Source organism: Streptomyces canus, from assembly GCF_041435015.1.
GTDB classification, from domain to species: Bacteria; Actinomycetota; Actinomycetes; order Streptomycetales; family Streptomycetaceae; genus Streptomyces; species Streptomyces canus_G.
In genome coordinates this window covers 4,114,579-4,139,583 of sequence record NZ_CP107989.1, presented here as the reverse complement: position 1 = coordinate 4,139,583, position 25,005 = coordinate 4,114,579, and the positions used below count along the sequence as shown (strand labels likewise).

The window sequence follows — 25,005 nt, the reverse complement described above, 5'->3', positions numbered from 1 at the left end:
GGCTGGGCCCGAGGTTCTACGTCGGGTCCAGCCCGTGGCTGCGCAGCCACGGCAGCGGGTCTATGGCCGAACCGCCCGCCGGGTGCACCTCGAAGTGCAGGTGGGGGCCGGTCGAGTTGCCGGAGTTGCCGGAGTACGCGATCGGGTCGCCGGCCTTGACCGTCGTACCGGAGGCGACGCGGTAGCTGGAGAGGTGGCAGTACCACGTCTCGGTGCCGTCCTTCGCCGTCACGACCATCATGTTGCCGTACGCGCTGTTCCACTGCGTCCGGACGGTGCCGTCGGTCGCGGCCATCACCGTCGTGCCGTACGACACCGGGAAGTCGATTCCGGTGTGGACGGACATCCAGTTGACGCCGGCCTGGCCGAAGTAGGCGCTGAGACCCCGCTGCGCGACCGGAAGCGCGAACTTCGGACGCAGCCGCTCCTTGCGGGCCGCCTCCTCCGCCGCCTTCTTCTTCTCGGCGACCTGCTGGGCCTTGAGGTCGATGCGTTCCTGCGTGCGGCTGGCCCGGTCGGCGAAGTCGTCGGCACCGGCCGAGAGGCTCTCGAGCTGGCTGTCCAGCTTGTTGTTCGCGACGGCCGGTTTGACGCCGGTCGTGTCCGCCAGGGTCGTCGAGGTCTCCTGGCCGTCGCTGGTCAGCGTGCCGACCGAGGCGGCGGCGATTCCGGCGACGCCCATGACACACGCCGAGGGGACGGCGATGGTCAGCAGCGCGGAGCGCTTGGCGGGCATACGGCGCCGGGAGCGGTTGGCGGTGCGCGCGGCCACGCGGGAGCCCTGGGCGGGGATCGGCGCCGGACCGGCCTCTTCCTGCTCGTCGAGGAGCGGGGCGTCGGCGTCGTGGACGGCGGGCATCTCACCCGTGGCCGTCGACTCGCCGTCGTGCGGGGCGTGTTCGGCGTAGGCGTCGCCGTGGGGATTCGCCTCGCCGTACGCGTGGGTCTCGTCGTAGGTGTGGTTCTCGCCGTACCCGACCTGCTCGAACGCGGCCGTCGCCTGCGGGTCGGCCGTCGTGCCCTCGGAGTTCCACTGCGTGGCGTCGTACGCCCCGGTGTCGAAGGCCTGCGTGCCCCATTCCCATTGCTGGGTCTGGTCGGCCGGGCCCGCGGACTGGTCCTGCTGGTTCCAGGTGCTCGCGTCCCACTGTCCGCTGTGGTCGGTGCCGCCCGACTGCGGAGGGATCACGGAGAGCAGCTGCTGGTCCGCGCCGCCCCACTGCGTGGCGTCGTACGCGCCGGTGTCGTAGGCGGCGTGGTGCTGGGCCGCGTACATGTCGTAGTTCAGGGTCTGATGACCGCCCGTGGTCCACGTCGAGGCGTCGTACGAACCGGTGCCGTCGCCCGGCATGTTGCCGAAGAGCGGGTCGGCCTCAAAGGTGCCGGTGGCGTGCGCGTCGGCGGTGCCAGGGGTGCCCGCGGCGTCGAAACCAGTGGCGTCATAGCCGCCGTACGGGGTGAAGTCGCCGTACTGGGCTTCCTGGTTTCCGTACGACGCGTAGTGCGACGAGTCGGCGTCGGAAGCCGGAGTCGGGGTGGTCATGGTCCCCGACGGGTGACGGTCGTTCACCAACTTCTCTTTCGCCTCGACAACAGGGGCTGCCAGAGCAGTGCGGCGACTGTACCCGGCGGTATGCGGGCGCGACAATCTTCAACTGGTTTCGGGCGCGCAGGAAACGGGCATTCGACCGTGATTCGGGGGACTGCGGGCGTGACCTTGGCTTTGTGTTCGAAGGTTGTTCGATGTCGGTTCGCGGTCCGACGGCTGTCGAGGAGCTGTTGGCGGTCTGTGCCCGGTGGTCGATACGACCGTTACGCCACGGTCAGTCCCCCGGTCCGGCCGGCCGTCTCCTCTCCGGCCCGCGCGGTGTCGAGCACCTGCCGTATGCCGGTCGCGACGGCCGGGTGCACGGGCAGGGCGAGATGTCCGATCCCGCTCACCCGGACGTTCTGCGCCATCAGGTCCGCATGGTCGATGCAGGCGGTCTCCAGCGGGTCCATCACGTGGTCGAGGTCGCTCCAGAAACTGACGAAGTGCGTACGGCAGCCCGGGGCCGGACGGGTGAGCTCCTCGAGCAGCTCCGAGCCGGGGCGCATCTGGCGCACGATCGGGTGCGCGTTCGCCAGCGGCACCACTCGGGTGCCGGAGTGCGGGGTGCCGAGCGTCACCAGCGTGCGGACCCGGGTGTCGCCACCGAGGCGCTGCACGTAGTACCGCGCGATCAGGCCGCCGAGGCTGTGCCCGACGATGTCGACCCGCTCGCTGCCCGTGCGCTCGCAGATCCCCTCTATGTGACGGCCGAGCAGTTCCGCCGCGGCACGGATGTCGCAGGTCAGCGGGGAGTAGTTGAGCGACTCGATCTGCTGCCTGCCGTGCTGGGCGAGGCTGCGGCGCAGGAGCACGAAGACCGAGCGGTTGTCGATGAAGCCGTGCAGCAGCACGACCGGGGGCTTCGCCTCCGTCGGCAGCTGTGCCGCGCCGTCCTCGGGCGAGGGGAGCGGGGGAAGGGGGGAGCGGCGCTCCTGCGTGATGCCGGAGGGATAGAGGAGGAGATGCCCCGCGAGGATCGCCAGCTCGAGCGCGGTCGCCTTCAGGAGGGCCAGGGAGAGTCCCGCCAGACTGCCGGGAAGCAGACGCTGGCAGAGCGGGAGAAACGGCAGCGCCGCCTTGGTGACCTTCATGGCCGACCTCCTGTCGGCACACGGGAGGACAGCTCCGTCCCCCGTGTGCGCTCATGGGGAGTCGCGGCGGAGGGCGTCGTCGACGCGGCGCGAGTGGGGCGCGGGGGGTGGGTGCGGCGGGCGGCGCGGGGTTCCGGGGTGGCTGTGGCTGCGGATGCTGGCGAAGCCGACGGAACGGGTGGAGCGGGTGTAACCGGTAGTGCTGGTGATGTCACTGATGTGAGTGGTGCTGGTGATGGTGCTGCGCCGGTGACGTGACGAGCCGCCCTGTCGGTGTGGCGACGAGGCTCCCCGCTGTCGTGCCTTACCTGTCCTACGTGCCCTTCGTGCCGTCGCCGGCGCGCCGCACCACCGTGGCGCGCGGCCTGCGGCGCGGCGGTGCGGCGACCTCGTTGCGGCTCCCGAACGTGTCCCACGTGTGATTTTCCCCCTTGGCGTCCGCCGCGAAACTGCACGGTGCGTGATGGTGGCGATAACGTTCGTTCACATTCCCGGCCGGTGCGGTACTAGTCGGTAGGAATGGGCAGAGGAATGGACGCAGTCGCTTCTTGGAGGCAGTGATGGGTGTGGCAGCCGGTCCGATCCGCGTGGTGGTGGCCAAGCCGGGGCTCGACGGTCACGATCGCGGAGCCAAGGTGATCGCGAGGGCGCTGCGCGACGCGGGCATGGAGGTCATCTACACGGGCCTTCACCAGACCCCCGAGCAGATCGTCGACACCGCGATCCAGGAGGACGCCGACGCGATCGGCCTGTCCATCCTCTCCGGGGCCCACAACACGTTGTTCGCCGCGGTGATCGACCTTCTCAAGGAGCGGGAGGCGGAGGACATCCTGGTGTTCGGCGGCGGGATCATCCCGGAGGCGGACATCCCTCCGCTGAAGGAGAAGGGTGTCGCCGAGATCTTCACGCCGGGGGCGACGACTCGGTCGATCGTGGACTGGGTCCGGGAGAACGTTCGGCAGCCTGCCGGGGCGTAGCCGCTGCGCTCGGCCTCAGCGGGGCAAGCGGTTCGGGGGGGTGTTGTCGGGTGCGGAGGCGGATGCGAGTGCGGGTGCGGGTGCGCTGTGGCTGGTCGCGCAGTTCCCCGCGCCCCTAGGTAGTCGCCGCCCGCCGCCCGCCGCCCGCCGCCCGCCGCCCGCCGCCCGCCGCCCGCCGCCCGCGGGTGTGGGTGTGGGCGTGGCAACCGATCTTCGCGCGCGGGCTACTCCACCCCCAGCTCCTGCGCCATCGTCGCGCGTAGCCGCAAGGTCGTCACCAGGCGCTGGAATGCTTCCGCCCAGTAGCCTCCCGCCCCGGGGCTCGCGTCCTCCCCCTCGTCCGGCACCGCCATCAGGCCCTCCAGCCGCCCCGCCTCGGCCGGATCGAGACATCGCTCCGCCAGCCCCATCACCCCGCTGAAACTCCACGGATAACTCCCCGCGTCCCGTGCGATGTTGAGCGCGTCGACCACCGCCCGCCCGAGCGGCGCGGCCCACGGCACCCCGCACACCCCGAGCAGCTGAAACGCCTCGGACAATCCGTGGGTCGCGATGAACGCCGCGACCCACTCGGCCCGTTCGGCGGAGCCCAACGTGCTCAGCAGCCTGGCGCGCTCCGCCAGGGACACCGCCCCCGGGCCCCCGGCCTCCGGCGCCGCGGGTGTCCCGAGCAGCGCCCGCGCCCACCCGGCGTCCCGCTGCCGTACGGCAGCCCGGCACCACGCCGCATGCAGTTCGTTCCGCCAGTCGTCCGCCACCGGCAGCGCCACGATCTCCTCGGGCGTCCGCCCACCGAGCCGCCCCGGCCACACTCCCAGCGGCGCCGCCTCCACCAACTGCCCGAACCACCAAGAACGTTCCCCCCGCCCCGAGGGGGCCTTCGCTACGACGCCGTCGCGCTCCATGCCCGAGTCGCACTCGTGCGGCGCCTCGACGACGATCGTCGGCCTGTCCTGGGTGTGGTCGACGGCCACGCACGCCCCTGCCCTGACCGCCATCCGCGCCGCCAGCGCCGAACCCGGCAGCGCCGACAGCAACTCCGCGGCCGTGGCCCGTACGTTGCGGCTCCGGTCGGCCAGTGCCTGCTCCAGGAACGGCTCGTCGTCCGCCCCCAGACCCGTCCGCAACGAGTCGAGGAACATCAGCCGGTCCTCGGCCCGCTCGGTCGCCCAGGTCGTCGCGAGCAACTCGCGCGCGGCGGCGGGCTCCCCGGCACGTATCGCCGAGAGGAGGGCCACCCGCTCGGCGAACAGCCCTTCCTCCCAGAGCCGTCGGACGCCTTCCGTGTCCTGCGGGGACGGCAGGGCTGTTCCGCCGCCGGGTGTCGCTCGCAGGGCGAACCGCCAGTCCGGGTTCAGCCGGGCGAGCCAGGTGGCACGCGAACCCGCGAACGCCAGCGCCGCCGGCCGCAGATCCGTACGGCCCCTGGCCGCGTCCAGCAGGACGGGCAGCAGCTGCGGGGGCGCCGCGTAACCGCGGGCGTTCGCCGTCGCGAGCCACTGCGGCAGCAGCTCCATCAGATCCGGTGCCGTACCCCTGCGGCCGCCTCCGCCCGTGCCCGGCCGGTCGGCGAGCAGCATGGCGAGTCTGCGGGCCGCCGCCGCGGGCAGCGGAGGGCGTGTGTCCTCGGGCGCCGGCTGCGGCCGCTGTGCCGCGCGCGTCGGCCGCAGCCCGGCCCGCCGCCGTACGGTCTCCACGGCCGCCGCGTCCAGCAACGCCACCGGTGCCTCGGCGCCGGGCGCGAGGCCGGGCGGCGTACGGCGTGCGGTGCCGAGCAGTGCCGAGGTGACCAGCTCCTCCCAGGCGTCCGGCACGGGAGCGGAGATCTTGTCCATGGGGTTCCTTTCCGTCCGGTCGGGTGCCCGGTCAGTTCCGTTCAGCACAGCGGCACCGCCTCGCCCGCCCCCTCCGGCCAGGCCGTCAGCGGGGTGAAACCGCGGTGGCCGCACTCGCCGAAGACCTTGACCGGGGCGCCGCCCGAGAGCGCGACCAGGCGCCACAGGCCCGGGCGGGAACGGGCGGAGGCGCTGAGCGGAAGGGCCGAGTCGCCCTCGGCGTCCGCCAGTTGCCAGAAGTCGCCGTCCGGGACCGGTATCACCCGGTCCAGGGTCACGGGCACGGAGTCCAGCCACGGGTCGTCCCGCAGTGCCTCGCCATAGCGGGCGGCCGCTTGTTCGGTCGTCACTCCCGGCGGGCGGGTCGCCGTGGGCGTCGGCGGTGCGAACTGCTCGCCGAGAGCCGCCCGCAACTGACCGGTACCGGGATAGGCGGACACCTCCGCCTCGAGCTCGAGCCCCACCGGCAGCGCCAGTTCGGGAGCGCGGCCGGCGGCGCCGTAGGAGAGGAGCAGCGCCGTGCGGCCCGAGTCCGTGCCGTGCAGCCAGATCCGGCGGGTCGTCAGACGGGCGTCCGCCGTGTCGTACTGGGCGAGGACCAGCCAGCGGTCCCGTATCGCCGGGCCGTCCGCCGAGGCGGGCAGGCCGATCCGGGAACGGACCGTCGACGCGAGGCCGTCCGGCAGCCGCTCGCGGCGCAGCCAGCCCTGGTCGAGGAGGTGGATGAGGGCGCACTCCTCCAGCAGCCGCACCGGCCAGCCCGGACCGGACGAGGGGATCACGCCCAACTCGCGCACCCGGGCGGCGAGTCCCGGTGCCTGCGCGTCGACCATGCGGGCCGCCGTCTCCTCCCACATGCCGTACCCCGCCTGCTCCGCCCCCGCCAGGCCGCCGCGCAGCAGGTCGGCCAGCCGCTGCTCCAGCTCCGTCGCACCCGCCGTGATCCGCACGGCCCGGCGCTCCGCCCTGCGCCGCGCCGCCTCCGGATCACCGGACCCGGCGGCGGAACCGGCCGCGCCCGCCGTCCGCTTCTCCTGCGCGCGCTGCCTTCTCCCCTCTATCCACTGCTCCGCCCAGTCCGGCGTCGGCCCCGGCGGCACGGCTCCCTCCCCGCCCGCCCAGAGCAGCAGCAGCCCGAGCGCGTGCTTGCACGGGAACTTGCGGCTCGGGCAACTGCACTTGTACGCGGGCCCCGCGGCGTCCGCGATGTCGATGACCGTCTGATACGGCTTGCTGCCACTGCCCTTGCACAGCCCCCACACCGTCCCCTCGTCGGAACTCCCGGCCTCGGACCACGGCCCGGCCGCGCCGAGTTTGCTTCCCGCTTTGCGTGACGCGGAGTCAGGCGCCAGTGCCAGCACCTGATCCGCCGTCCAGCGCACCCCCTGCTGAGTCATGACATCGAAGGTAGATCCCCCCACTGACAATCGGCCGCGAGCCGACCCTCGCGAGCACGTTTCCGCAGGTCGGATCGCATTGTCAGTGGCGTGGTGCACGGTTGGTGACAGATCCGAACCGGCCGAGCTGGAGGGGGCCTCAGCCATGACTGTGTCTGTTGAACCGACGCCCGTGGAACCGAAGCAGGGGGAGTCGGACGAGGCGTTGCGGCCGCATGCCGAGGACGCCTTCGCCGGTGAACTCGCCGCCCTGGCCGCGCAGGACGACCGCCCGCGCCCGGCTCGCTGGAAGCTGTCGCCGTGGGCGGTGGCGACGTACCTGCTCGGCGGCACCCTGCCGGACGGCACGGTGATCACTCCGAAGTACGTGGGGCCGCGCCGGCTCGTCGAGGTCGCCGTCACCACCCTCGCCACCGACCGCGCCCTGCTCCTGCTGGGCGTGCCCGGCACCGCGAAGACCTGGGTCTCCGAGCACCTGGCCGCGGCGGTCAGCGGCGACTCGACCCTGCTCGTGCAGGGCACGGCGGGCACCCCGGAGGAGGCCATCCGCTACGGCTGGAACTACGCCCAGCTGCTCGCCAACGGCCCGAGCCGCGACGCCCTCGTGCCCAGCCCCGTGATGCGGGCCATGGCGGAGGGGATGACGGCCCGGGTCGAGGAGCTGACCCGTATCCCGGCCGACGTGCAGGACTCCCTGATCACCATCCTGTCCGAGAAGACGCTGCCGATACCGGAGCTGGGCCAGGAGGTGCAGGCGGTCCGCGGCTTCAACCTCATCGCCACGGCCAACGATCGCGACCGCGGGGTCAACGACCTCTCCAGCGCCCTGCGCCGCCGTTTCAACACGGTCGTGCTGCCGCTGCCGGAGAGCGTCGAGGCCGAGGTCGACATCGTCTCGCGCCGCGTCGACCAGATCGGCCGCTCCCTCGACCTGCCGGCCGCGCCCGACGGCGTCGCGGAGATCCGTCGCGTCGTGACGGTCTTCCGCGAGCTGCGCGACGGGATGACGTCCGACGGCCGTACGAAGCTCAAGTCGCCCAGCGGCACGCTGTCGACGGCCGAGGCCATCTCCGTCGTCACCAATGGTCTCGCCCTCGCCGCCCACTTCGGCGACGGCGTCCTGCGGGCCGGAGACGTCGCCGCGGGCATCCTCGGCGCCGTCGTCCGCGATCCGGCGGCCGACCGCGTCATCTGGCAGGAGTACCTGGAGGCGGTCGTCCGCGAGCGGGACGGCTGGAAGGACTTCTACCGGGCTTGCCGGGAGGTGAGCGCGTGACCGAGGACCTGGGACGGGGCCTCGCGGGCGGGAATCCAGGCGGGGGCTGTGGGCTCGTGTGGGCGGATGGCGACTCGTCGTTCGTGGGTGTACGGGGTGTCGGGGACGGTGGCGGGGCTCCGGTTCGGACAGCCGAGGGCCGGGGATGGTCGCGGGGCCTCGGTTCGGATCCCGGGGATGGTCGCGAGGGCGTCGCCTCGGACCGCCGGGGTCGCGGAGGCAAGGGGGACGGGTGTGACAGGGCTTGAGCGGGACGGCGGCAAGGGCGGGATCGGGACGGTCGTCGAGGACGACTCCAAGTGGCCTCGGAAGGGAGGGGGACGGTGTGACGGGCGCGGGTGAGGTCGGGAGCGGGGGGACTGGCGGCTCCGGGGGGTTCGGTAGCGGAGGGGCCGGAAGCCCCGGAAGGTTCGGGGGTGGGGAGTCGGCGAGTGGCTCCGGGGGACTCGGGAGTGCGGGGACGTCTGACGGCGGGTCGGGACGTGAGGGTGAGGCTCGGGGTGGTGTGTCGGGGAGTGAAGAGGGGAGGGGCTCTCGCTCGTCAGCCGGAGAGGGAGTGGACGGAGGCGGTGTGTCCGGGAGCGCAGGTGTGACGGGCATCCGTGTTCCTGGGAGCCGGGAGGCCGGTGCGGGGCCGTTGCTGCTCGGGGTGCGGCATCACGGGCCCGGGTCGGCGCGGTCCGTGCAAGCGGCGTTGGACGTGGCCCGGCCCCGGATCGTGCTGATCGAGGGGCCGCCCGAGGCCGACCCATTGATTCCGCTGGCCGCCGAGGAGGACATGCGACCGCCGGTGGCCCTCCTCGCCCATGCCGTGGACGAGCCCGGCCGTTCGGCGTTCTGGCCGCTTGCCGAGTTCTCCCCGGAGTGGGTGGCGATCCGCTGGGCGCTGGACCACCAGGTCCCGGCCCGTTTCATCGACCTGCCGGCGACGCACACCTTGGCATGGGGGAGGGACGAGGGGGACGAAGGCCCGGCGGCCCGCCCGGACGATCCAGCCGGCGAGATGCCGGAGGCGAGCCGGTCAGGGGCGCCCTCGGACGCTCACGGCACCGGCCCGTCCGGCGAGGACGCTGTGAAGGACGAGCCCGCCGTTCACGTCGCCGTCCGTGTCGATCCGCTCGGTGTGCTCGCCGAGACCGCCGGATACGACGGTCCCGAGCGATGGTGGGAGGACGTCGTGGAGCACCGGGGGACGGGGCAGGGGGACGTGTTCGAGCCGTTCACCGTGCTGGAAGAGGCGATGGGGGTGCTGCGGGAGACGTACGGAACCGGCGGACATGACCGCGACCTCGTGCGCGAGGCGTACATGCGGCTCCAGGTGCGGTCGGCGCAGCGGGAGTTCGGGGACGACGTGGCCGTGGTGTGCGGGGCCTGGCACGTGCCCGCGCTGCGGCGGAAGAGGACGGTCGCCGCCGACAAGGCGCTGTTGAAGGGCCTCCCCAAGGTCAAGGCGGACATGACGTGGGTGCCGTGGACGTACCGCCGGCTCTCACGGCACAGCGGCTACGGCGCGGGGATCGACTCGCCCGGCTGGTACGGGCACCTGTTCGGGGCACCGGACCGGCCCGTCGAGCGGTGGCTGACCAAGGTGGCGGGACTGCTGCGGGAAGAGGACCGGATGGTGTCCTCGGCACACGTCATCGAGGCCGTACGGCTGGCGGAGACTCTGGCGGCCATGCGCGGCCGTCCCCTGCCCGGCCTGAGCGAGACGACCGACGCGGTGCGGGCGGTGATGTGCGAGGGCTCGGACGTGCCGTTGGCGCTGGTGCACGACCGGCTGGTGGTGGGGGACGTCCTGGGGGAGGTTCCACAGGCGGCACCCGCGGTTCCGTTGCAGCGCGACCTCGACCGGATCCAGCGGCGGCTGCGGCTCAAACCGGAGGCGCTGGAGCGGGAGTTGGAGCTGGATCTGCGCAAGGAGAACGACGCCGAGCGCAGCAGGCTGCTGCACCGGTTGCGGCTGCTGGGCGTGGCGTGGGGTGAGCCGGCGGCCTCGCGGGGGAGCACGGGCACGTTCCGGGAGACATGGCGGTTGCGGTGGGAGCCGGAGCTGTCGGTGCGGGTCGCCGAGGCGGGGGTATGGGGCACGACCGTGCTCGCCGCCGCGACGGCGAAGGCGGAGGCGGACGCCGTCTCCGCGTCGGGTCTCGCCGACGTCACCGCTCTCGCCGAGCGTTGTCTGCTGGCCGAACTCCCGGACGCCCTGCCCACGGTGATGCAGATTCTGGCCGACCGTGCCGCGCTGGACGCGGACGTCGGCCATCTCGCCCAGGCACTGCCGGCCCTCGTCCGTTCACTGCGCTACGGCGATGTGCGCGGCACCGGCACCGGCGCGCTGACGGAGGTCGCCGCAGGCCTTGCCGAGCGGATCTTCGTCGGCCTGCCTCCGGCCTGTGCCGCGCTGGACGCGGAGGCGGCGGAGGAGATGCGGCGTCATGTGGACGCGGTCCACGGGTCGGTGGGGCTGCTGGATGAGGTGGCGTCCCCGGCACAGGAACCGCCGGGGGCTTCAGGGCAGGGTGGCGGCGGCGACGCGAGTGGCCCGTCCGCGACCGTAACGGAGAAGGACTCCCAGGGCGCCGCAACGGCCGTACCCGGACAGCTTCTTCCGGCCGCCACCGCCGTGTCCGGGCCGGACGACAGAGGAGATGCCCCGGTTCCGGCTCACCGCGGCCTCCGTGGCCGTTGGCAGGCCGTGCTCAGGGTGTTGTCCCTGCGGGACACCGTGCCCGGTGTCCTTCGGGGGCGGACTGTGCGGCTGCTGCTGGACGACGGGGAGTTGGCGCAGGACGAGGCGGCGCGGCTCATGGGTCTCGTGCTGTCGCCGGGGACGGCGCCGGGGGACGCGGCCGCGTGGATCGAGGGTTTCGTCGGTGGTGGGTCCGGCGGCGGAATGCTTCTCGTGCACGACGAGCGGCTGCTCGGGCTTGTCGACGCCTGGCTGACCGGAGTTCCGGCGGAGGCGTTCACCGATGTGCTGCCGCTGCTGCGGCGCACGTTCTCGGCGTACGAGCCGGGAGTACGCCGGACCCTGGGCGAACTGGTCCGTCGGGGGCCGGGACAGCGGGGGAGTGCGGCCGGGGCGGGGGCCGGGATACCGGGTTTCGGGGCCGACCTCGACGGCGACCGGGCGGACGCCGTGCTGCCGGTGATGCGGCTGCTGCTCGGCCTGGACGACGACCACGACGACGATATGGCGAACGCCGACGACAACGACCTTGCGGGGGTGGCGGGATGATGACCGAGGTATCGCGGACTCCCAGAGGCGGGGGCGACGGGACAGCCGGCGCTGTCGGGCACGGGCGCGGAGATACGGCCGGCCACGGGACCGGGTCCCGGGCGAAGCACGGCCCGGTGACCAGCGTGGCCGTGGTCCCGCTCTGGGACCGGTTCCGGACGGGGGCACGGGGATGACAACCGAGCCGAACGACCTGACGAAGCCGGAGACGACGGATCCGGCCAGGAGCCCGCGCCCGCGGATGAATCCAGCACGGCGTCCGCCCATGGGCAACCACCAGGCGACCGAAGCTGCGGAAGATTCGGCCACGGCCCCGACGCTGGTTCCGGTCAATGCCCTGGCAGCCTCCCCCGCAGCCCCCGCAGCCCCCGCAGCCCCCGCAGCCCCCGCAGCCCCCGCAGCCCCCGCAGCCCCCGCAGACGAGCGGCTGCGGCGTTGGCGGCTTGTGCTGGGTGGGGAGGCGGCTGATGGAACCGGGTGCACGCTCGGTGCGCAGGATGCCGCGATGGACGGGGCGTTGACCGCGCTCTACGGCAGGGGGGACGGGAAGAGGCAGACGGGGAAGGACCGTTCGGCGGGGCTCGGCGCCTCGGCGCCGTCCGTGGCCCGGTGGCTCGGGGACATCCGGACGTACTTCCCCTCCTCCGTCGTCCAGGTCATGCAGCGGGACGCCATCGACCGGCTCGGGTTGTCCACTCTGCTCCTCGAGCCGGAGATGCTGGAAGCGGTGGAGGCCGACGTGCATCTGGTCGGCACCCTTCTGTCGCTCAACAAGGCGATGCCGGAGACGACCAAGGAAACGGCACGGGCCGTCGTGCGCAAGGTCGTCGAGGACCTGGAGAAGCGGCTCGCCACCCGCACCCGCGCCACGCTCACCGGTGCCCTCGACCGCAGCGCCCGGATCAGCCGGCCGCGCCACCACGACATCGACTGGAACCGCACGATCTCGGCCAACCTCAAGCACTACCTCCCCGAGTACCGGACGATCGTGCCGGAGCGGCTGATCGGATACGGCCGCGCCTCCCGGTCGGTGAAGAAGGAGGTCGTCCTCTGCATCGACCAGTCGGGGTCCATGGCGGCTTCCGTGGTCTACGCGTCCGTGTTCGGGGCGGTGCTGGCCTCCATGCGGTCGATCGACACGCGGCTCGTCGTCTTTGACACCGCGGTCGTCGACCTCACCGACCAGCTCGACGACCCGGTGGACGTGCTGTTCGGTACCCAGCTCGGCGGCGGCACGGACATCAACCGGGCGCTGGCGTACTGCCAGTCGCAGATCACCCGGCCCGCGGAGACGGTGATGGTGCTGATCAGCGACCTCTACGAGGGCGGCATACGCAACGAGATGCTCAAGCGGGTCGCGGCGATGAAGGCCTCAGGCGTTCAGTTCGTGACGTTGCTCGCGCTGTCGGACGAGGGGGCGCCCGCCTACGACCGGGAGCACGCGGCCGCGCTCGCCGCGCTGGGCGCACCGGCCTTCGCCTGCACCCCCGACCTGTTCCCGGAGGTGATGGCGGCGGCCATCGAGAAGCGGCCGCTTCCGATACCCGACCCGGTGTGAACCCGGGCCGCTCGTTGGTGATTTGTCGACCCAGTGACCTGCGGCTTCGCCCACCAAAACGGACATGACTACGCATCGGTAACAGGGGACTTGCGCGACCTCGGGCACCCCGTGCAAGGATCGGCTTCTCCACAGTCTTCACCCTTCCCCACCGTTTCCCTTTCGCCTTCGTTCCGTTCCATTCCATTCCGTTTCGCTTCGTTCCGTCGCACGGAAGGACCCGGCCCCTCTTGACCTGGTCAGCAGCCTTTCCCGGTACCGCGGTGCGCGTGCTGCGCGCGGCGGTCGGGCGGCGTGCGCTGCAAGTGGGTCTGCTGGTGGGTGGGTTGTTCGTGCTCGGCTTCCTCTGCGGGGAGCAGGCACATGCGGCCGACGGCATCGGGGCGTTGCCGGGGAAGGCGGCCGCTCAGCTGGTGAAACCGTCGGCAGAGCCGATGGCCAGGCACACTGCCACGCCCGAGGACACCGCCGCACCCACCGCCACCCCCGCATTGACGGACACGGCAAAGGGCAGCTCTCCCCAGCCGGTTGCCCCCGACCCCGCCCCCGCCCCCGACGCCCCCGCCCCCGACGCCCTCACCCACCCGGTCGGCGACAAGGTTCTCCGCCCGGTGACCGAGGACGTCGTCGGGGCCGTGGCCGACGGCGTCGTGCGGCCCGTCGGAGATCTGGTCGAGACGGTGACCACGGGGTTGACCGAGACGGTCGTGACACCGGCGGAGCCCACCCTGCCGGGGTGGCCGACGCTGCCGTCGTTCCCGGAGTCCCCGTCGTGGCCGACCCTGCCCACGGTGCCGGGTGTCCCGACGGTGCCCGGCCTGCCCGGGATCCCGGTCAGGACGCTGCCCGCGCCGGCGCCGGTCACCTCGGCGCCGCAGCCCCAGCCGGGTGATCACGCGGTGACGAAGCCGGCCGACGACGAGGGCTCCGCGGGCGACGGTGCCGTCTACGGGCCGAGGGTCGCCGGTCACGGCACCGTGGCCGAGGACGCCGCACACTCCTCCGCCCACCGCACCATCCCTTCCACCGCCCACGCGCCCGCGCACCAGGTGCCCTCCGACAACCAGAGCGGAGCCCTGGGCGGCAAGTCGGCCGTGGACAACGGCTCGTCGCGACACGGCGACGCGCATGCCGTCACCCTCGACAACCGGGCGCCGCTGCGGCTCGTGCCCGGTGCCGCCGCGAGCGTCGACGCGGCCGGGACCCGGGACAGGCACCGGGACATCCCCGTCTTCCCCGGCTAGGGCAGGCCTTCCCCCGCCGCCGACCTGCCGCGCGGGGGCGGAACAGGTCTGCCCCAGCCGTTCGGACACCCCCCAGATCTCCTCAGATCTCCGGACGGATCCCCCTGGAGCCTCGTGGCTCCGGATGTCCCCATGCCTCCCCAGGCACCCCAAGATCCAGGGATCTGACGCACTCATGAACAAGAACATCCGCCGTTCCATCGTCATAGCCGCCGGTGTCACCGGTGCGTGGGCACTCGGTTCCGCCGTGGCCAGCGCGGACGAGCTCCCGGCCACCTCCCTCTCCGCGACGGACACGGCGACGGATACCGTGTCCGACACCGCGACCGACACGAACACCACCGTCACCGACACCCTCGCCACGGTCACCGACACCCTCGACGGCACGGTCGACGGCGTCGTCTCCGATGTCACCACCACCATCGCCGACACCACCGACACCACCGGCACCACCGGCACCGCGCGGAAGGCGACCGCCGACACCACCGAGCAGGCTCGCCGTCACGCAGACACGAAGGTCACGGTCCCGCAGGTGTCCCAGGCAGCCCAGTCCAAGGCGTCCAAGGTGAAGGGCGCCGCGGCCATCCAGGGCGCGAAGGCGGCCCGGGCCGCGCAGGCCGAGGCGAAGTCCAACGCCGCGCAGGCCGCCGCCGTCAAGGCCTCCGACGTCGCCGCGCCCACCGCGCCGAGCACACCCACCGCCCCCGAGCACGGCGTCGACTACCTCTTCGGCCCCCTCTCGGCCTTCGCCCCCGAGGTGGAGCGGGCCCTGGCCGGCGCCCAGACGAAGCTGCAGGGCGTCCAGGCGGCGGCCCGTTCCCAGGCGCAGGGCGTCGACGGCGTCGTACGGACGAAGAAGCAGCACACCGTCGCGGGCGCGACCGGCGCCGCGCACGCCACGCTCGCCGGAGCGCAGGGCCGGATCGCCGGCGTCTCCGGCACGGCCGGGGCCGAGGCCACCGCCGTCACGGCCGCCGCCGAGGCCACGGTCTCCTCCGTCCCGAGCCACATCACGGGCACCGTGAACAGCGTCCACCGGGAGGCTCTCGGCACCGTCGCGGGCGTCCCCGGGACTGTCACCCCTGTCGTCGACCAGACGGTCGCCGCGGTCGTGCCGCCCGTCGCGAGCGCCGCCGTGGACGGAGTGGTGCCGGTCGCCGCGCAGGCGGTGGACGGTGTCGTGCCGGTCGCCGAAGGGGTCGTACCCGCCGTCGGGCGGACCGTGGGCGGCGTGACCCCGGTCGCCACCGGAGCGGTGGGCGGCGTGGCGCCCGTCGCCGAAGGGGCTGTGGGCGGGGTCGCGCAGACCGCCGGGCACGCCGTGGGTGCCGCGACCGCGCTGGCGTACGGAGTCGTCGGGGACGTGTCCCCGGTCGTGGACGGCACCGTCCAGGGTGTGCGGCCCGTCGTCGGCGGCGCGGTCGCCGGAGTCGGGGGGATCCAGCACGGCGTGGCCGCGTACGCCACCGGCACGGTCGCCGGCGTGCTTCCGGTCGTCGACGGAGTCGTCGCCGACGTGCCGCCCTACGCCACCGGCCTCGTCGGGCAGGTCGCCCAGGACACCACCGACGCCGTGCTGCCCCCGGTCGCGAACACCGCCGTGCACGGCGTGGTGCCGGTCGCCGGGCAGGCCGTCGCGGACGCGACCACCCTGGCGTACGGCGTCACAGAGGACGTCCACTCCTTCGCGTACGGCGTCGTCGGCGACGTCGCGCCGCTCGCGTACGGCGTCGCCGGACACACCACCGACCTGGCGTACGGCGTGACGGGTGAGGTCCCGGCCTTCGCGCACGGTGTCACCGGAGCGGTCCAGCCGGTCGTCGACACCGTGACCCGGACGGTCGAGCCGGTCGCCGACAGTGCCACGACGCTGGCGTACGGCGTCACGGGCGACGTCACGCCCTTCGCGTACGGCGTCGTCGGCGAGGCCGTTCCCGTCGTCGGGCAGGTCGGCCCCTTCGCCGGGGATCTGACCGGGACCGTCCAGGACACCGCCGGACCGCTCGCCGGGCACGCCGTCACCGGCGTCCAGGGCGTGGCCGAGTCCCTCACCCCGGGTGACGCGCAGGAGATGCGGTACCGCGCCTGACCGTCCCCCGCCGAACGACTCCGTGAGGTGACGGGCCCCGGACGGCCGAAAGCCGTCGGTCTGTCCTGCCGGACGCTCACGGACGGGGCGAAGCGGTCCCCATTGGGGTGGGGATCGACCGCCCGGGCCCCCTTGAGGAAGGGGCCGCACAAGGGGCCTCACCGGGTCGACCCCACCCCGGTGAGGCCCTTCCCCATGCCTCCCCCATGCCCCGGGGAAGCGTCCCGGTGCCCTCACACGCGGCACGCCGTGCCAGTGAGCGCGGCATCATGTGACAGGTATCACCGCTCAGGTGTGACCCTCGATTTAGGGGCCTCCCGCAAGCAGCGATAACCTGCGAGACGGACATGCCGCGCGCTCGGACACCGTGTGCGCCTCCCTTGTGACAGACACGGTCGGACGTCACGTTGCCCTCGCGGCACGCCCACGCAGACAACGAACCGCGAGATCACTGATAGGGACGGAAGCGCGTGGACCTGTTCGAGTACCAGGCGAGGGACCTCTTCGCCAAGCACGATGTACCGGTGCTGGCCGGTGAAGTCATCGACACGCCTGAGGCGGCCCGCGCAGCCACCGAGCGCCTCGGTGGCAAGTCCGTCGTCAAGGCCCAGGTGAAGGTCGGCGGCCGTGGCAAGGCCGGCGGCGTCAAGCTCGCCGCCTCCGCCGACGAGGCGGTCGAGCACGCGACCAACATCCTCGGCATGGACATCAAGGGCCACACGGTCCACAAGGTGATGATCGCCGAGACGGCTCCGGAGATCGTGGAGGAGTACTACGTCTCCTTCCTCCTCGACCGTGCCAACCGCACCTTCCTCTCCATCGCGTCCGTCGAGGGCGGCATGGAGATCGAGGAGGTGGCGGAGACCCGCCCCGAGGCCGTGGCCAAGACGCCGATCGACGCCAACGTGGGTGTGACCCCCGAGGTCGCCCGCCAGATCGTCCAGGCCGCGAACTTCCCGGCCGAGGTCGCCGACAAGGTCGAGAACGTCCTGGTCACCCTGTGGAAGACCTTCATCGAAGAGGACGCCCTCCTCGTCGAGGTCAACCCGCTGGCCAAGGTCGCCTCCGGTGACGTCCTCGCCCTGGACGGCAAGGTCTCCCTCGACGAGAACGCCGAGTTCCGTCAGCCGGGGCACGAGGCCCTCCAGGACAAGGACGCGGCCAACCCCCTCGAGGCCGCCGCCAAGGAGAAGAACCTCAACTACGTCAAGCTCGACGGCGAGGTCGGCATCATCGGCAACGGCGCGGGTCTCGTCATGAGCACCCTGGACGTCGTCGCGTACGCCGGTGAGGCGCACGGTGGCGTCAAGCCCGCCAACTTCCTCGACATCGGCGGCGGCGCGTCCGCGGCCGTGATGGCGAACGGCTTGGAGATCATCCTGGGCGACCCCGACGTCAAGTCGGTCTTCGTCAACGTCTTCGGCGGCATCACCGCGTGCGACGAGGTCGCCAACGGCATCGTGCAGGCGCTGCAGCTGCTCGCGGACAAGGGCGAGGACGTCACCAAGCCCCTCGTCGTCCGCCTCGACGGCAACAACGCCGAGCTGGGTCGCAAGATCCTCTCCGACGCCAACCACCCGCTGGTGCAGCGCGTGGACACCATGGACGGCGCGGCCGACAAGGCCGCCGAGCTCGCGGCTGCGAAGTAAGGAAGAGGGACAGACACAGCCATGGCTATCTTCCTCAACAAGGACAGCAAGGTCATCGTCCAGGGCATGACCGGTGCCACGGGCATGAAGCACACCAAGCTCATGCTGGCGGACGGCACCAACATCGTCGGTGGCGTGAACCCCCGTAAGGCGGGCACGTCCGTCGACATCGACGGCAACGAGATCCCGGTCTTCGGCACGGTCGCCGAGGCGATCGAGAAGACGGGCGCGAACGTGTCCGTCCTCTTCGTGCCGCCGGCCTTCGCCAAGGCCGCCGTGGTCGAGGCGATCGACGCCGAGATCCCGCTCGCAGTCGTCATCACCGAGGGCATCGCGGTCCACGACTCGGCCGCGTTCTACGCGTACGCCGTGTCCCAGGGCAACAAGACCCGGATCATCGGCCCGAACTGCCCCGGTCTCATCACCCCGGGCCAGTCGAACGCCGGCATCATCCCGGGCGACATCACCAAGCCGGGTCGTATCGGCCTGGTGTCGAAGTCCGGCACGCTGACGTACCAGATGATGTACGAGCTGCGGGACATCGGCTTCTCGTCGGCCGTCGGCATCGGTGGCGACCCGATCATCGGTACGACGCACATCGACGCGCTCGCCGCGTTCGAGGCCGACCCCGACACCGACCTGATCGTCATGATCGGTGAGATCGGCGGCGACGCCGAGGAGCGTGCGGCCGCGTTCATCGCGGAGAACGTGAAGAAGCCGGTCGTCGGATACGTCGCGGGCTTCACCGCGCCCGAGGGCAAGACCATGGGCCACGCCGGTGCCATCGTCTCCGGCTCCTCCGGCACGGCCGCCGCGAAGAAGGAGGCCCTCGAGGCCGCCGGCGTCAAGGTCGGCAAGACGCCGACCGAGACGGCGAAGCTGGCGCGCGAGATCCTGGCCGGCTGAACAGGCTCCTAGCTGCACCTTGATGGGCTCGCTCCGTGGGTTGGAGCGGGCCCATCGGCGCGTCACGAGGGTGTCGGGTCGGGTTGCTGGGCGGGTGCGTTGTGGCCCGCAGTCAACGACTCACCGGCACCAGCCTCTCCGGACCGCTCGCCGTCTCCTTCCGCAGCTTCTCCCGAAGTTTCGCCTCCGCCGCCGACAGCGCCCCCGGCGCCACCCGCGCCGGCACCCCCTGCACCTCCGCCCCCGGCGCGATCGGTGGCTCGTAATGCGTCGGAGCCGTCCGCACCGTGAGCGCCGTCGTGCCGATCAGCGCCACCGTGAACGCGATCGCGGCACTGGTCCACAAGCGTGCCCGGCGCTCACTCCCGCTCCTCACCGCGGGCGGCTGCGCGGCACGCAACCGTTCCCTGGAGGCCAGCGAGACCAGGCGGTCGTGCAGGTCGGACGGGTCGGCCAGGTCGGGAAGCCGTGCCGCGATCGCCGCGCGCGCGTTCATCAGCCGGTTCGCCGTCGCCGGGGTGCTCGCCTCCGTCTCCGCCGCCGCCTCCGGAAGATCGAGGCCCACACCGTCGTACAACAGGAGGGTGCGCCGCTGCGCCGGTGGGAGTTCCATGAGTACGGTCATCAGCGCGCGGTCGGACGGGTCGGTGACCGGTGCCTCGGGGTTGCGGTAGCGGGGGCGGAAGCGGTGCCAGGGAGAGAGGGCGTACTCGTACGTCATGATCCGTACCCAGCCCGCCGGGTCCCGGTCCACCGCCACCTCGGGCCAGCGCTGCCAGGCGAGTTGGAAGGCCCGCTCGACCGACTCACGGGCGAGCTCACGGCGGCCGGTGAGCAGGTAGGCCTGCCGGACGAGCGCGGGGGCGCAGAACGCGTACAGCGCGTCGAAGGCCTGAGCGGGTGTCAGGGGGGTGGCAGGGAGCTCCTCGTGCTCCTGCTGAGGAACCGTCACAAGGCGCCCCTTCGTACGAAAAAGTACATAGATGTATATTGAGCGACACATCGGAGGTTCGCCTGTTACGACGGGAAAGCGCGTGTCGTTGGGAGCATGGCGGGCGTGATCCAGATGACCGCTCGCCGGACCTCGTTGCCGCCCCTGCTCGCCCGTCTGCGGGACCGAACGCCCGGCTTGGCCGCCGGCCTCCTGGGTGGCGCGGTGGCCGCCGGACTGGGGCTGGGTTCGTTCGCCGTGCTCGTGATCATGTTGTGGATCAGCTCGCCGTATCCCGACAGCGGTCCGGGCGGCGCGCTGCACGTGGCTGCGGCCCTGTGGCTGCTCGCGCACGGGGCCGAGCTGGTCCGGACGGACACGCTCTCCGGGTTTCCGGCGCCCGTGGGTGTCACCCCGTTGCTGTTGCCGGCGCTGCCGTTGTGGCTGGTGCACCGGGCGGCGCGGGACGCGGCCTCGGAGGACGAGGAGTCGCCCGCGGCTTCCGGGCGGGCCGCGTGGGCAGGGGTCGTGCTCGGGTACCTTCCGGTCGCCGCGGCCGCCGCACTCTACGCGTCCGGCGGAGCGCTGCGGCCCTCCTGGATGTGGACCTGCGTGTGCCTGCCGGTCCTCGTCATGGGTGCGGCCGGTGCGGGGGTGTGGACGGCGTACGGCCGTCCCTCCGACGCCGTGGACGGCGTGCTGGTGCTGCTGCCCCGGGGGATGCGGCGGCTCGTCCTCGGAGCGGACGCCCGGGACCGGCTCGCTGTGGCGGCACGAGCCGCGGCGGCCGGGATCTCCGTGCTCGTCGGGGGCGGGGCGGTGCTGCTGGGGGTGTCGCTGGTGGCGCACGGCGCGGCGACGCGAGGCTCCTTTCTGCACCTCACGGAGGGCTGGTCCGGTCGCTTCGCCGTCCTCCTGCTGTGTCTGACGCTGGTGCCGAACGCCGTGGTGTGGGCAGTGGGGTACGCCGTCGGACCCGGGTTCGTCCTCGGTGCGGGGCATGTGGTGGGGCCGCTGGCCTCGGATCCCGCACCGATGCTGCCGTCGTTCCCGCTGCTGGCCGCGGTGCCGGAGGCGGGGCCCGGGGAGCCGACGCACTGGGCGGCGGGGGCGGTACCGGTGGTGGCCGGGGCGGTGGTGGGGTGGTTCGTGGGGCGGGCCGCGGCCGCGGGGTGGTCACGGGCGCGGGCGGCGGGTGCGGTGTGCTGGGCGGCGGTGCTGTGCGCCGGGACGGTCGCCGTGCTGGCGGTGCTGGCCGGTGGACCGCTGGGGGTGGGGACGCTGGCACGGTTCGGGCCGGTGTGGTGGCAGGTGGGTGGAGCGGTGGTGGGCTGGATCGCGGGGGTGGGGCTTCCGGTGGCGTTGGCGGTACGGGCCTGGCGGGGCCGCTCGCGAGGCGGACCGCGGCAGTGGGTGCCGTCGGTGCCCAGGCCCTCACGGCGCAAGGCGACGGGCGCGGCTGAGCCCGCCCCGGGGACGGCCGCCGGGACAGGCCTCGGGGCCGGTCATGGGACTGGCCTTGGGGCCGCCCCCGGGAGCGGTTCCGGGACTGCCCCCCGGACGGCCCCCGGGATCGGCTCTGGGACTGCCCCCCGGACGGCCCCCGGGATCGGCTCTGGGACTGCCCCCGGGACTGGTTTGGTGGAGGCGAGTGGCCCGCAGGACGACCCCTTCGACACCCACGACCAGGGCGCCCACCACGACCAGGACGACACCTACGCCCGCCACGACCAGGACGACACCTACGAGCCGTACGGCTTCCTGCCCGCAGCGCCCCAGACGGAGCCGGTGCCTTCGCCGACGCCCTGGTACGACGAGACGTCGCGCGAGACCCGCTGGTCGGTCCTGAAGGAGGCGTCCACGCCGCCGGAGGAATCCCCGGAGAAGCTCCCGCCCGCCGACTGACGCGTCAGCTGTTCTCGCCCAGCAGGCCCCGGAATTCCTTCGGGAGCAGATCCGTGCACGACTGCTTCGCCTGGCTGGTGAGGGCGTCGTTCGTGCAGGTGTAGTAGTCGTCGTAGACGAGCCGCGCGGTGAAGACCCCCGCCACCAGCGCGATGGCCAGGGAGGCGGTGACCAGGCCGCTCACCGCCGCCGTGGTCTGGGGGCGGGCGGACTGGGGAGGAACGGGGGTGTCGGGGTCCGGGGTGCGGGGCTTGGCGCGCAGCGCGCTGATGCCCCAGTACAGGGCCAGCGCGCCCAGGAGCAGGGCCAGATACAACCAGCCGAAGAGGGCGAAGAAGAAGGCCCACATGCCGGAGAGCAGGGCGTAGCGGGCGCGGCGCTGGGCGGGGTCCGTCGGGTCCCAGCGCGGGCCCGGACCCGCGTTGCCCTGGCCCTCCGGGCCGCCGCCGGGGCCGGCGCCCGGGCGCTCGCCGAAGCCGCCGTCGGAGCGGCCCGGCTGGCGGTCGCTCCACTGACTGCCCCACGGGGTGCGGCCTCGACTGCCGTCGCCCTGGCCGTCGTCCGAGCCCTCGGGGCGGCGCGGCTGCCACGGGCGGTCCGGAGTGCCCTCCGGCGGCGGGGCGAAGGGGTTGTCGTCCTCGGCCGCCCCGCCCCGTCCCTCGCCGTTCTTCTTGTCGGAGGAAGGGGCGTCCGGCGGCGAGGCGGGCTGCTCCCGCAGCAGCATGCCGCTGCGCTCCCCTCCCTGCACCGACTGCGGGGGGAGCGTGAGGAGTCGCAGGCTGCGGTCCGACATCAAGTGAGCGTCTTCCCCTTGAAGGATGTGACTTGCACGGTGTGGATGGAACGGTTCGGTGGGCCCGTCGGCGCGAGCCTCACCCCGTGAACGCACCGCGCACCACCCGCGTTCCCGGACCGGTCCCTCCCAGACGCTACCTTCCGGCCACGCCCCCGTCCCGTGGGGGCCTGCCGGTGTGCCGGTATCGTTGCTGACGTTCGGCCGCTTCGTAGACTTCCCCGTATCCCGGGGCTCGAAGCATTCGTACGACCGTACAAACGCTCCCCCGAGAAAGGGCCCCGCCGTGGCCGCCAAGCCCGTGGCCGAGCAGGCCAGGCCGGTCAAGCGCCTGGTCGTGCTGGTCTCCGGATCCGGTACGAACCTACAGGCGCTGCTGGACGCCATCGAGACGAGCGGCGCGGCGGCCTACGGTGCCGAGATCGTGGCCGTCGGGGCGGACCGCGAGAACATCGAGGGGCTCGCGCGGGCCGAGCGGGCCCGGATTCCCACCTTCGTCCGCAAGGTCAAGGACTTCGAGACCCGCGAGGAGTGGGACGCCGCCCTCGCCGAGGCCGTCTCCGCGTACGAACCCGACCTCGTGGTGTCCGCCGGGTTCATGAAGATCGTGGGCAAGGAGTTCCTCGCGCGCTTCGGCGGGCGGTTCGTGAACACCCACCCCGCGCTGCTGCCCAGTTTTCCGGGGGCCCACGGAGTGCGCGACGCGCTCGCGTACGGAGCCAGGGTCACCGGCTGCACCGTCCACTTCGTCGACGACGGCGTCGACACCGGACCGATCATCGCCCAGGGCGTGGTGGAGATCCGGGACGAGGACGACGAGAGCGCTCTGCACGAGCGCATCAAGGAAGTCGAGCGAAGGCTGCTCGTCGAGGTCGTGGGGCGGCTCGCCCGCAACGGCTATCGCATTGAGGGACGAAAGGTAGTTATCCAGTGACCGCCGAGAGCATCGAGAACGGCAAGCGGGCCATCCGTCGCGCGCTCGTCAGCGTCTACGACAAGACCGGGCTCGAAGAGCTTGCCCGCGGGCTGCACGAAGCCGGCGTCGAACTCGTCTCCACCGGGTCCACCGCGGGCCGTATCGCCGCCGCCGGCGTCCCCGTCACCAAGGTCGAGGAGCTCACCGGCTTCCCCGAGTGCCTGGACGGCCGCGTCAAGACCCTGCACCCGCGCGTGCACGCCGGCATCCTCGCCGACCTGCGGCTGGACAGCCACCGTGAGCAGCTCGCGGAGCTGGGCGTCGAGCCCTTCGATCTTGTCGTCGTCAACCTCTACCCGTTCCGCGAGACCGTCGCCTCGGGGGCCACCCCCGACGAGTGCGTCGAGCAGATCGACATCGGCGGGCCGTCCATGGTGCGCGCCGCCGCCAAGAACCACCCGTCGGTCGCCGTCGTCACCAGCTCCGAGCGGTACGCGGACGTCCTCGCCGCGGTCAAGGACGGCGGCTTCGACCTCGCCACCCGCAAGCGGCTCGCCGCCGAGGCCTTCCGGCACACCGCCGAGTACGACATCGCGGTCGCGAGCTGGTTCGCGAGCGCCTACGCCCCCGCGGACGACTCCCCGTTCCCCGAGTTCATCGCCGCGGCCCTGGAGCGCAAGAGCACCCTGCGCTACGGCGAGAACCCGCACCAGCCCGCCGCGCTCTACGTCGACGGCACCGGCGTCGGCCTCGCCGAGGCGGAGCAGCTGCACGGCAAGGAGATGTCGTACAACAACTACACGGACACGGACGCCGCCCGCCGTGCCGCGTACGACCACACCGAGCCGGCCGTCGCGATCATCAAGCACGCCAACCCCTGCGGCATCGCGGTCGGTTCGGATGTCGCCGAGGCGCACCGCAAGGCACACGCGTGTGACCCGCTGTCGGCCTTCGGTGGCGTCATCGCCGTCAACCGGCCGGTCAGCAAGGAGATGGCGGAGCAGGTCGCGGAGATCTTCACCGAGGTCATCGTCGCGCCCGACTACGAGGACGGTGCCCTCGAAGCCCTCGCCAAGAAGAAGAACATCCGGGTCCTGAAGGCCCCGGCCGCGCCCGCGCACCCCGCCGAGGTCAAGCCCATCGACGGCGGCGCGCTCCTCCAGGTCACCGACCGCCTCCAGGCCGAGGGCGACGACCCGGCGAACTGGACTCTGGCGACCGGCGAGGCCCTGAGCGCGGACGAGCTCGGTGAGCTCGCGTTCGCCTGGCGGGCCTGCCGGGCCGTCAAGTCCAACGCCATCCTCCTCGCCAAGGACGGCGCGTCGGTCGGCGTCGGCATGGGGCAGGTCAACCGGGTCGACTCCGCGAAGCTGGCCGTCGAGCGGGCCGGCGCCGAGCGCGCGCAGGGCTCGTACGCGGCCTCGGACGCCTTCTTCCCGTTCCCGGACGGCCTGGAGGTCCTCCTGGAGGCCGGTGTGAAGGCGGTCGTCCAGCCGGGCGGCTCGGTCCGGGACGAACTCGTCGTCGAGGCCGCGAAGAAGGCCGGCGTCACGATGTACTTCACGGGGACGCGGCACTTCTTCCACTGACACTGACACTGACACTGACA

17 protein-coding genes are annotated in these 25,005 nt (G+C 72.6%); 11 read left to right on the top strand and 6 right to left on the bottom strand.

Going from position 1 to position 25,005, the window contains the following annotated elements; genetic code table 11:
* Positions 1 to 16 precede the first annotated feature (16 nt).
* Together OG841_RS18510 and OG841_RS18505 are read right to left on the bottom strand one after the other, a co-directional pair.
* Positions 17 to 1,543 (bottom strand): M23 family metallopeptidase, encoded by a 1,527-nt coding sequence (locus OG841_RS18510; RefSeq protein WP_328643628.1) that lies wholly within the window; start codon positions 1,541 to 1,543, stop codon positions 17 to 19.
* Positions 1,544 to 1,812: 269 nt separating this feature from the next.
* Positions 1,813 to 2,682, bottom strand: a complete 870-nt coding sequence (locus tag OG841_RS18505) for a lipase family alpha/beta hydrolase (RefSeq protein WP_328640465.1) — start codon at positions 2,680 to 2,682, stop codon at positions 1,813 to 1,815.
* 560 nt (positions 2,683 to 3,242) lie between these two features.
* Between OG841_RS18505 and OG841_RS18500 the strand changes: the two genes are divergently transcribed.
* A complete protein-coding gene (locus OG841_RS18500) occupies positions 3,243 to 3,659 on the top strand; it encodes a cobalamin B12-binding domain-containing protein (protein ID WP_306977339.1) in 417 nt (138 codons plus the stop codon).
* A gap of 224 nt (positions 3,660 to 3,883) precedes the next feature.
* Here OG841_RS18500 and OG841_RS18495 read toward each other — a convergent pair whose 3' ends face one another.
* Both OG841_RS18495 and OG841_RS18490 read right to left on the bottom strand, forming a co-directional pair.
* On the bottom strand, positions 3,884 to 5,494 hold the full coding sequence (locus tag OG841_RS18495) for a DUF5691 domain-containing protein (protein ID WP_328640466.1): 1,611 nt from the start codon (positions 5,492 to 5,494) through the stop codon (positions 3,884 to 3,886).
* Between the two features lie 41 nt (positions 5,495 to 5,535).
* Positions 5,536 to 6,891 (bottom strand): SWIM zinc finger family protein, encoded by a 1,356-nt coding sequence (locus tag OG841_RS18490; protein WP_328640467.1) that lies wholly within the window; start codon positions 6,889 to 6,891, stop codon positions 5,536 to 5,538.
* Positions 6,892 to 7,036: 145 nt separating this feature from the next.
* On the opposite strand from OG841_RS18490, the gene OG841_RS18485 reads away from it, so the two are divergent.
* The 7 genes from OG841_RS18485 (at position 7,037) to sucD (ending at position 18,851) form a co-directional block, all read left to right on the top strand.
* Positions 7,037 to 8,167 carry an ATP-binding protein gene (locus tag OG841_RS18485; RefSeq protein ID WP_365119580.1) on the top strand — a complete coding sequence of 377 codons (1,131 nt, stop codon included), beginning with the start codon at positions 7,037 to 7,039 and terminating at the stop codon, positions 8,165 to 8,167.
* A gap of 589 nt (positions 8,168 to 8,756) precedes the next feature.
* A complete protein-coding gene (locus tag OG841_RS18480; protein ID WP_365119582.1) occupies positions 8,757 to 11,405 on the top strand; it encodes a DUF5682 family protein in 2,649 nt (882 codons plus the stop codon).
* 241 nt (positions 11,406 to 11,646) lie between these two features.
* Complete coding sequence (locus OG841_RS18475) at positions 11,647 to 12,963, top strand: VWA domain-containing protein (protein WP_371566150.1); 1,317 nt, start codon at positions 11,647 to 11,649, stop codon at positions 12,961 to 12,963.
* 230 nt (positions 12,964 to 13,193) lie between these two features.
* Entirely contained in the window at positions 13,194 to 14,207 is a 1,014-nt protein-coding gene (locus tag OG841_RS18470) for a hypothetical protein (RefSeq protein ID WP_371566148.1), read from the top strand.
* Positions 14,208 to 14,382: 175 nt separating this feature from the next.
* A complete protein-coding gene (locus OG841_RS18465; protein ID WP_371566147.1) occupies positions 14,383 to 16,296 on the top strand; it encodes a hypothetical protein in 1,914 nt (637 codons plus the stop codon).
* 470 nt (positions 16,297 to 16,766) lie between these two features.
* Positions 16,767 to 17,945, top strand: a complete 1,179-nt coding sequence (gene sucC / locus OG841_RS18460; RefSeq protein ID WP_328640473.1) for an ADP-forming succinate--CoA ligase subunit beta — start codon at positions 16,767 to 16,769, stop codon at positions 17,943 to 17,945.
* Between the two features lie 21 nt (positions 17,946 to 17,966).
* Positions 17,967 to 18,851, top strand: coding sequence for a succinate--CoA ligase subunit alpha (sucD, locus tag OG841_RS18455; RefSeq protein ID WP_046261564.1), 885 nt, complete (start codon positions 17,967 to 17,969; stop codon positions 18,849 to 18,851).
* 112 nt (positions 18,852 to 18,963) lie between these two features.
* Here sucD and OG841_RS18450 read toward each other — a convergent pair whose 3' ends face one another.
* The gene (locus OG841_RS18450; protein WP_405675211.1) at positions 18,964 to 19,917 is read right to left on the bottom strand and encodes an RNA polymerase sigma factor; all 954 of its coding nucleotides are present in this window, start codon (positions 19,915 to 19,917) and stop codon (positions 18,964 to 18,966) included.
* Between OG841_RS18450 and OG841_RS18445 the strand changes: the two genes are divergently transcribed.
* The gene (locus tag OG841_RS18445) at positions 19,900 to 21,687 is read left to right on the top strand and encodes a cell division protein PerM (protein ID WP_371566144.1); all 1,788 of its coding nucleotides are present in this window, start codon (positions 19,900 to 19,902) and stop codon (positions 21,685 to 21,687) included. The genes OG841_RS18450 and OG841_RS18445 overlap by 18 nt on opposite strands.
* Before the next feature lie 4 nt (positions 21,688 to 21,691).
* On the opposite strand, the gene OG841_RS18440 is transcribed toward OG841_RS18445, so the two are convergent.
* Positions 21,692 to 22,480: a hypothetical protein gene (locus tag OG841_RS18440; RefSeq protein WP_328640476.1), complete on the bottom strand. Its 789-nt coding sequence runs from the start codon at positions 22,478 to 22,480 to the stop codon at positions 21,692 to 21,694.
* Positions 22,481 to 22,766: 286 nt separating this feature from the next.
* On the opposite strand from OG841_RS18440, the gene purN reads away from it, so the two are divergent.
* Entirely contained in the window at positions 22,767 to 23,414 is a 648-nt protein-coding gene (purN, locus tag OG841_RS18435; RefSeq protein ID WP_328640477.1) for a phosphoribosylglycinamide formyltransferase, read from the top strand.
* Entirely contained in the window at positions 23,411 to 24,985 is a 1,575-nt protein-coding gene (gene purH / locus OG841_RS18430) for a bifunctional phosphoribosylaminoimidazolecarboxamide formyltransferase/IMP cyclohydrolase (protein WP_328640478.1), read from the top strand. The genes purN and purH overlap by 4 nt, the downstream gene beginning before the upstream one ends.
* Positions 24,986 to 25,005 lie beyond the last annotated feature (20 nt).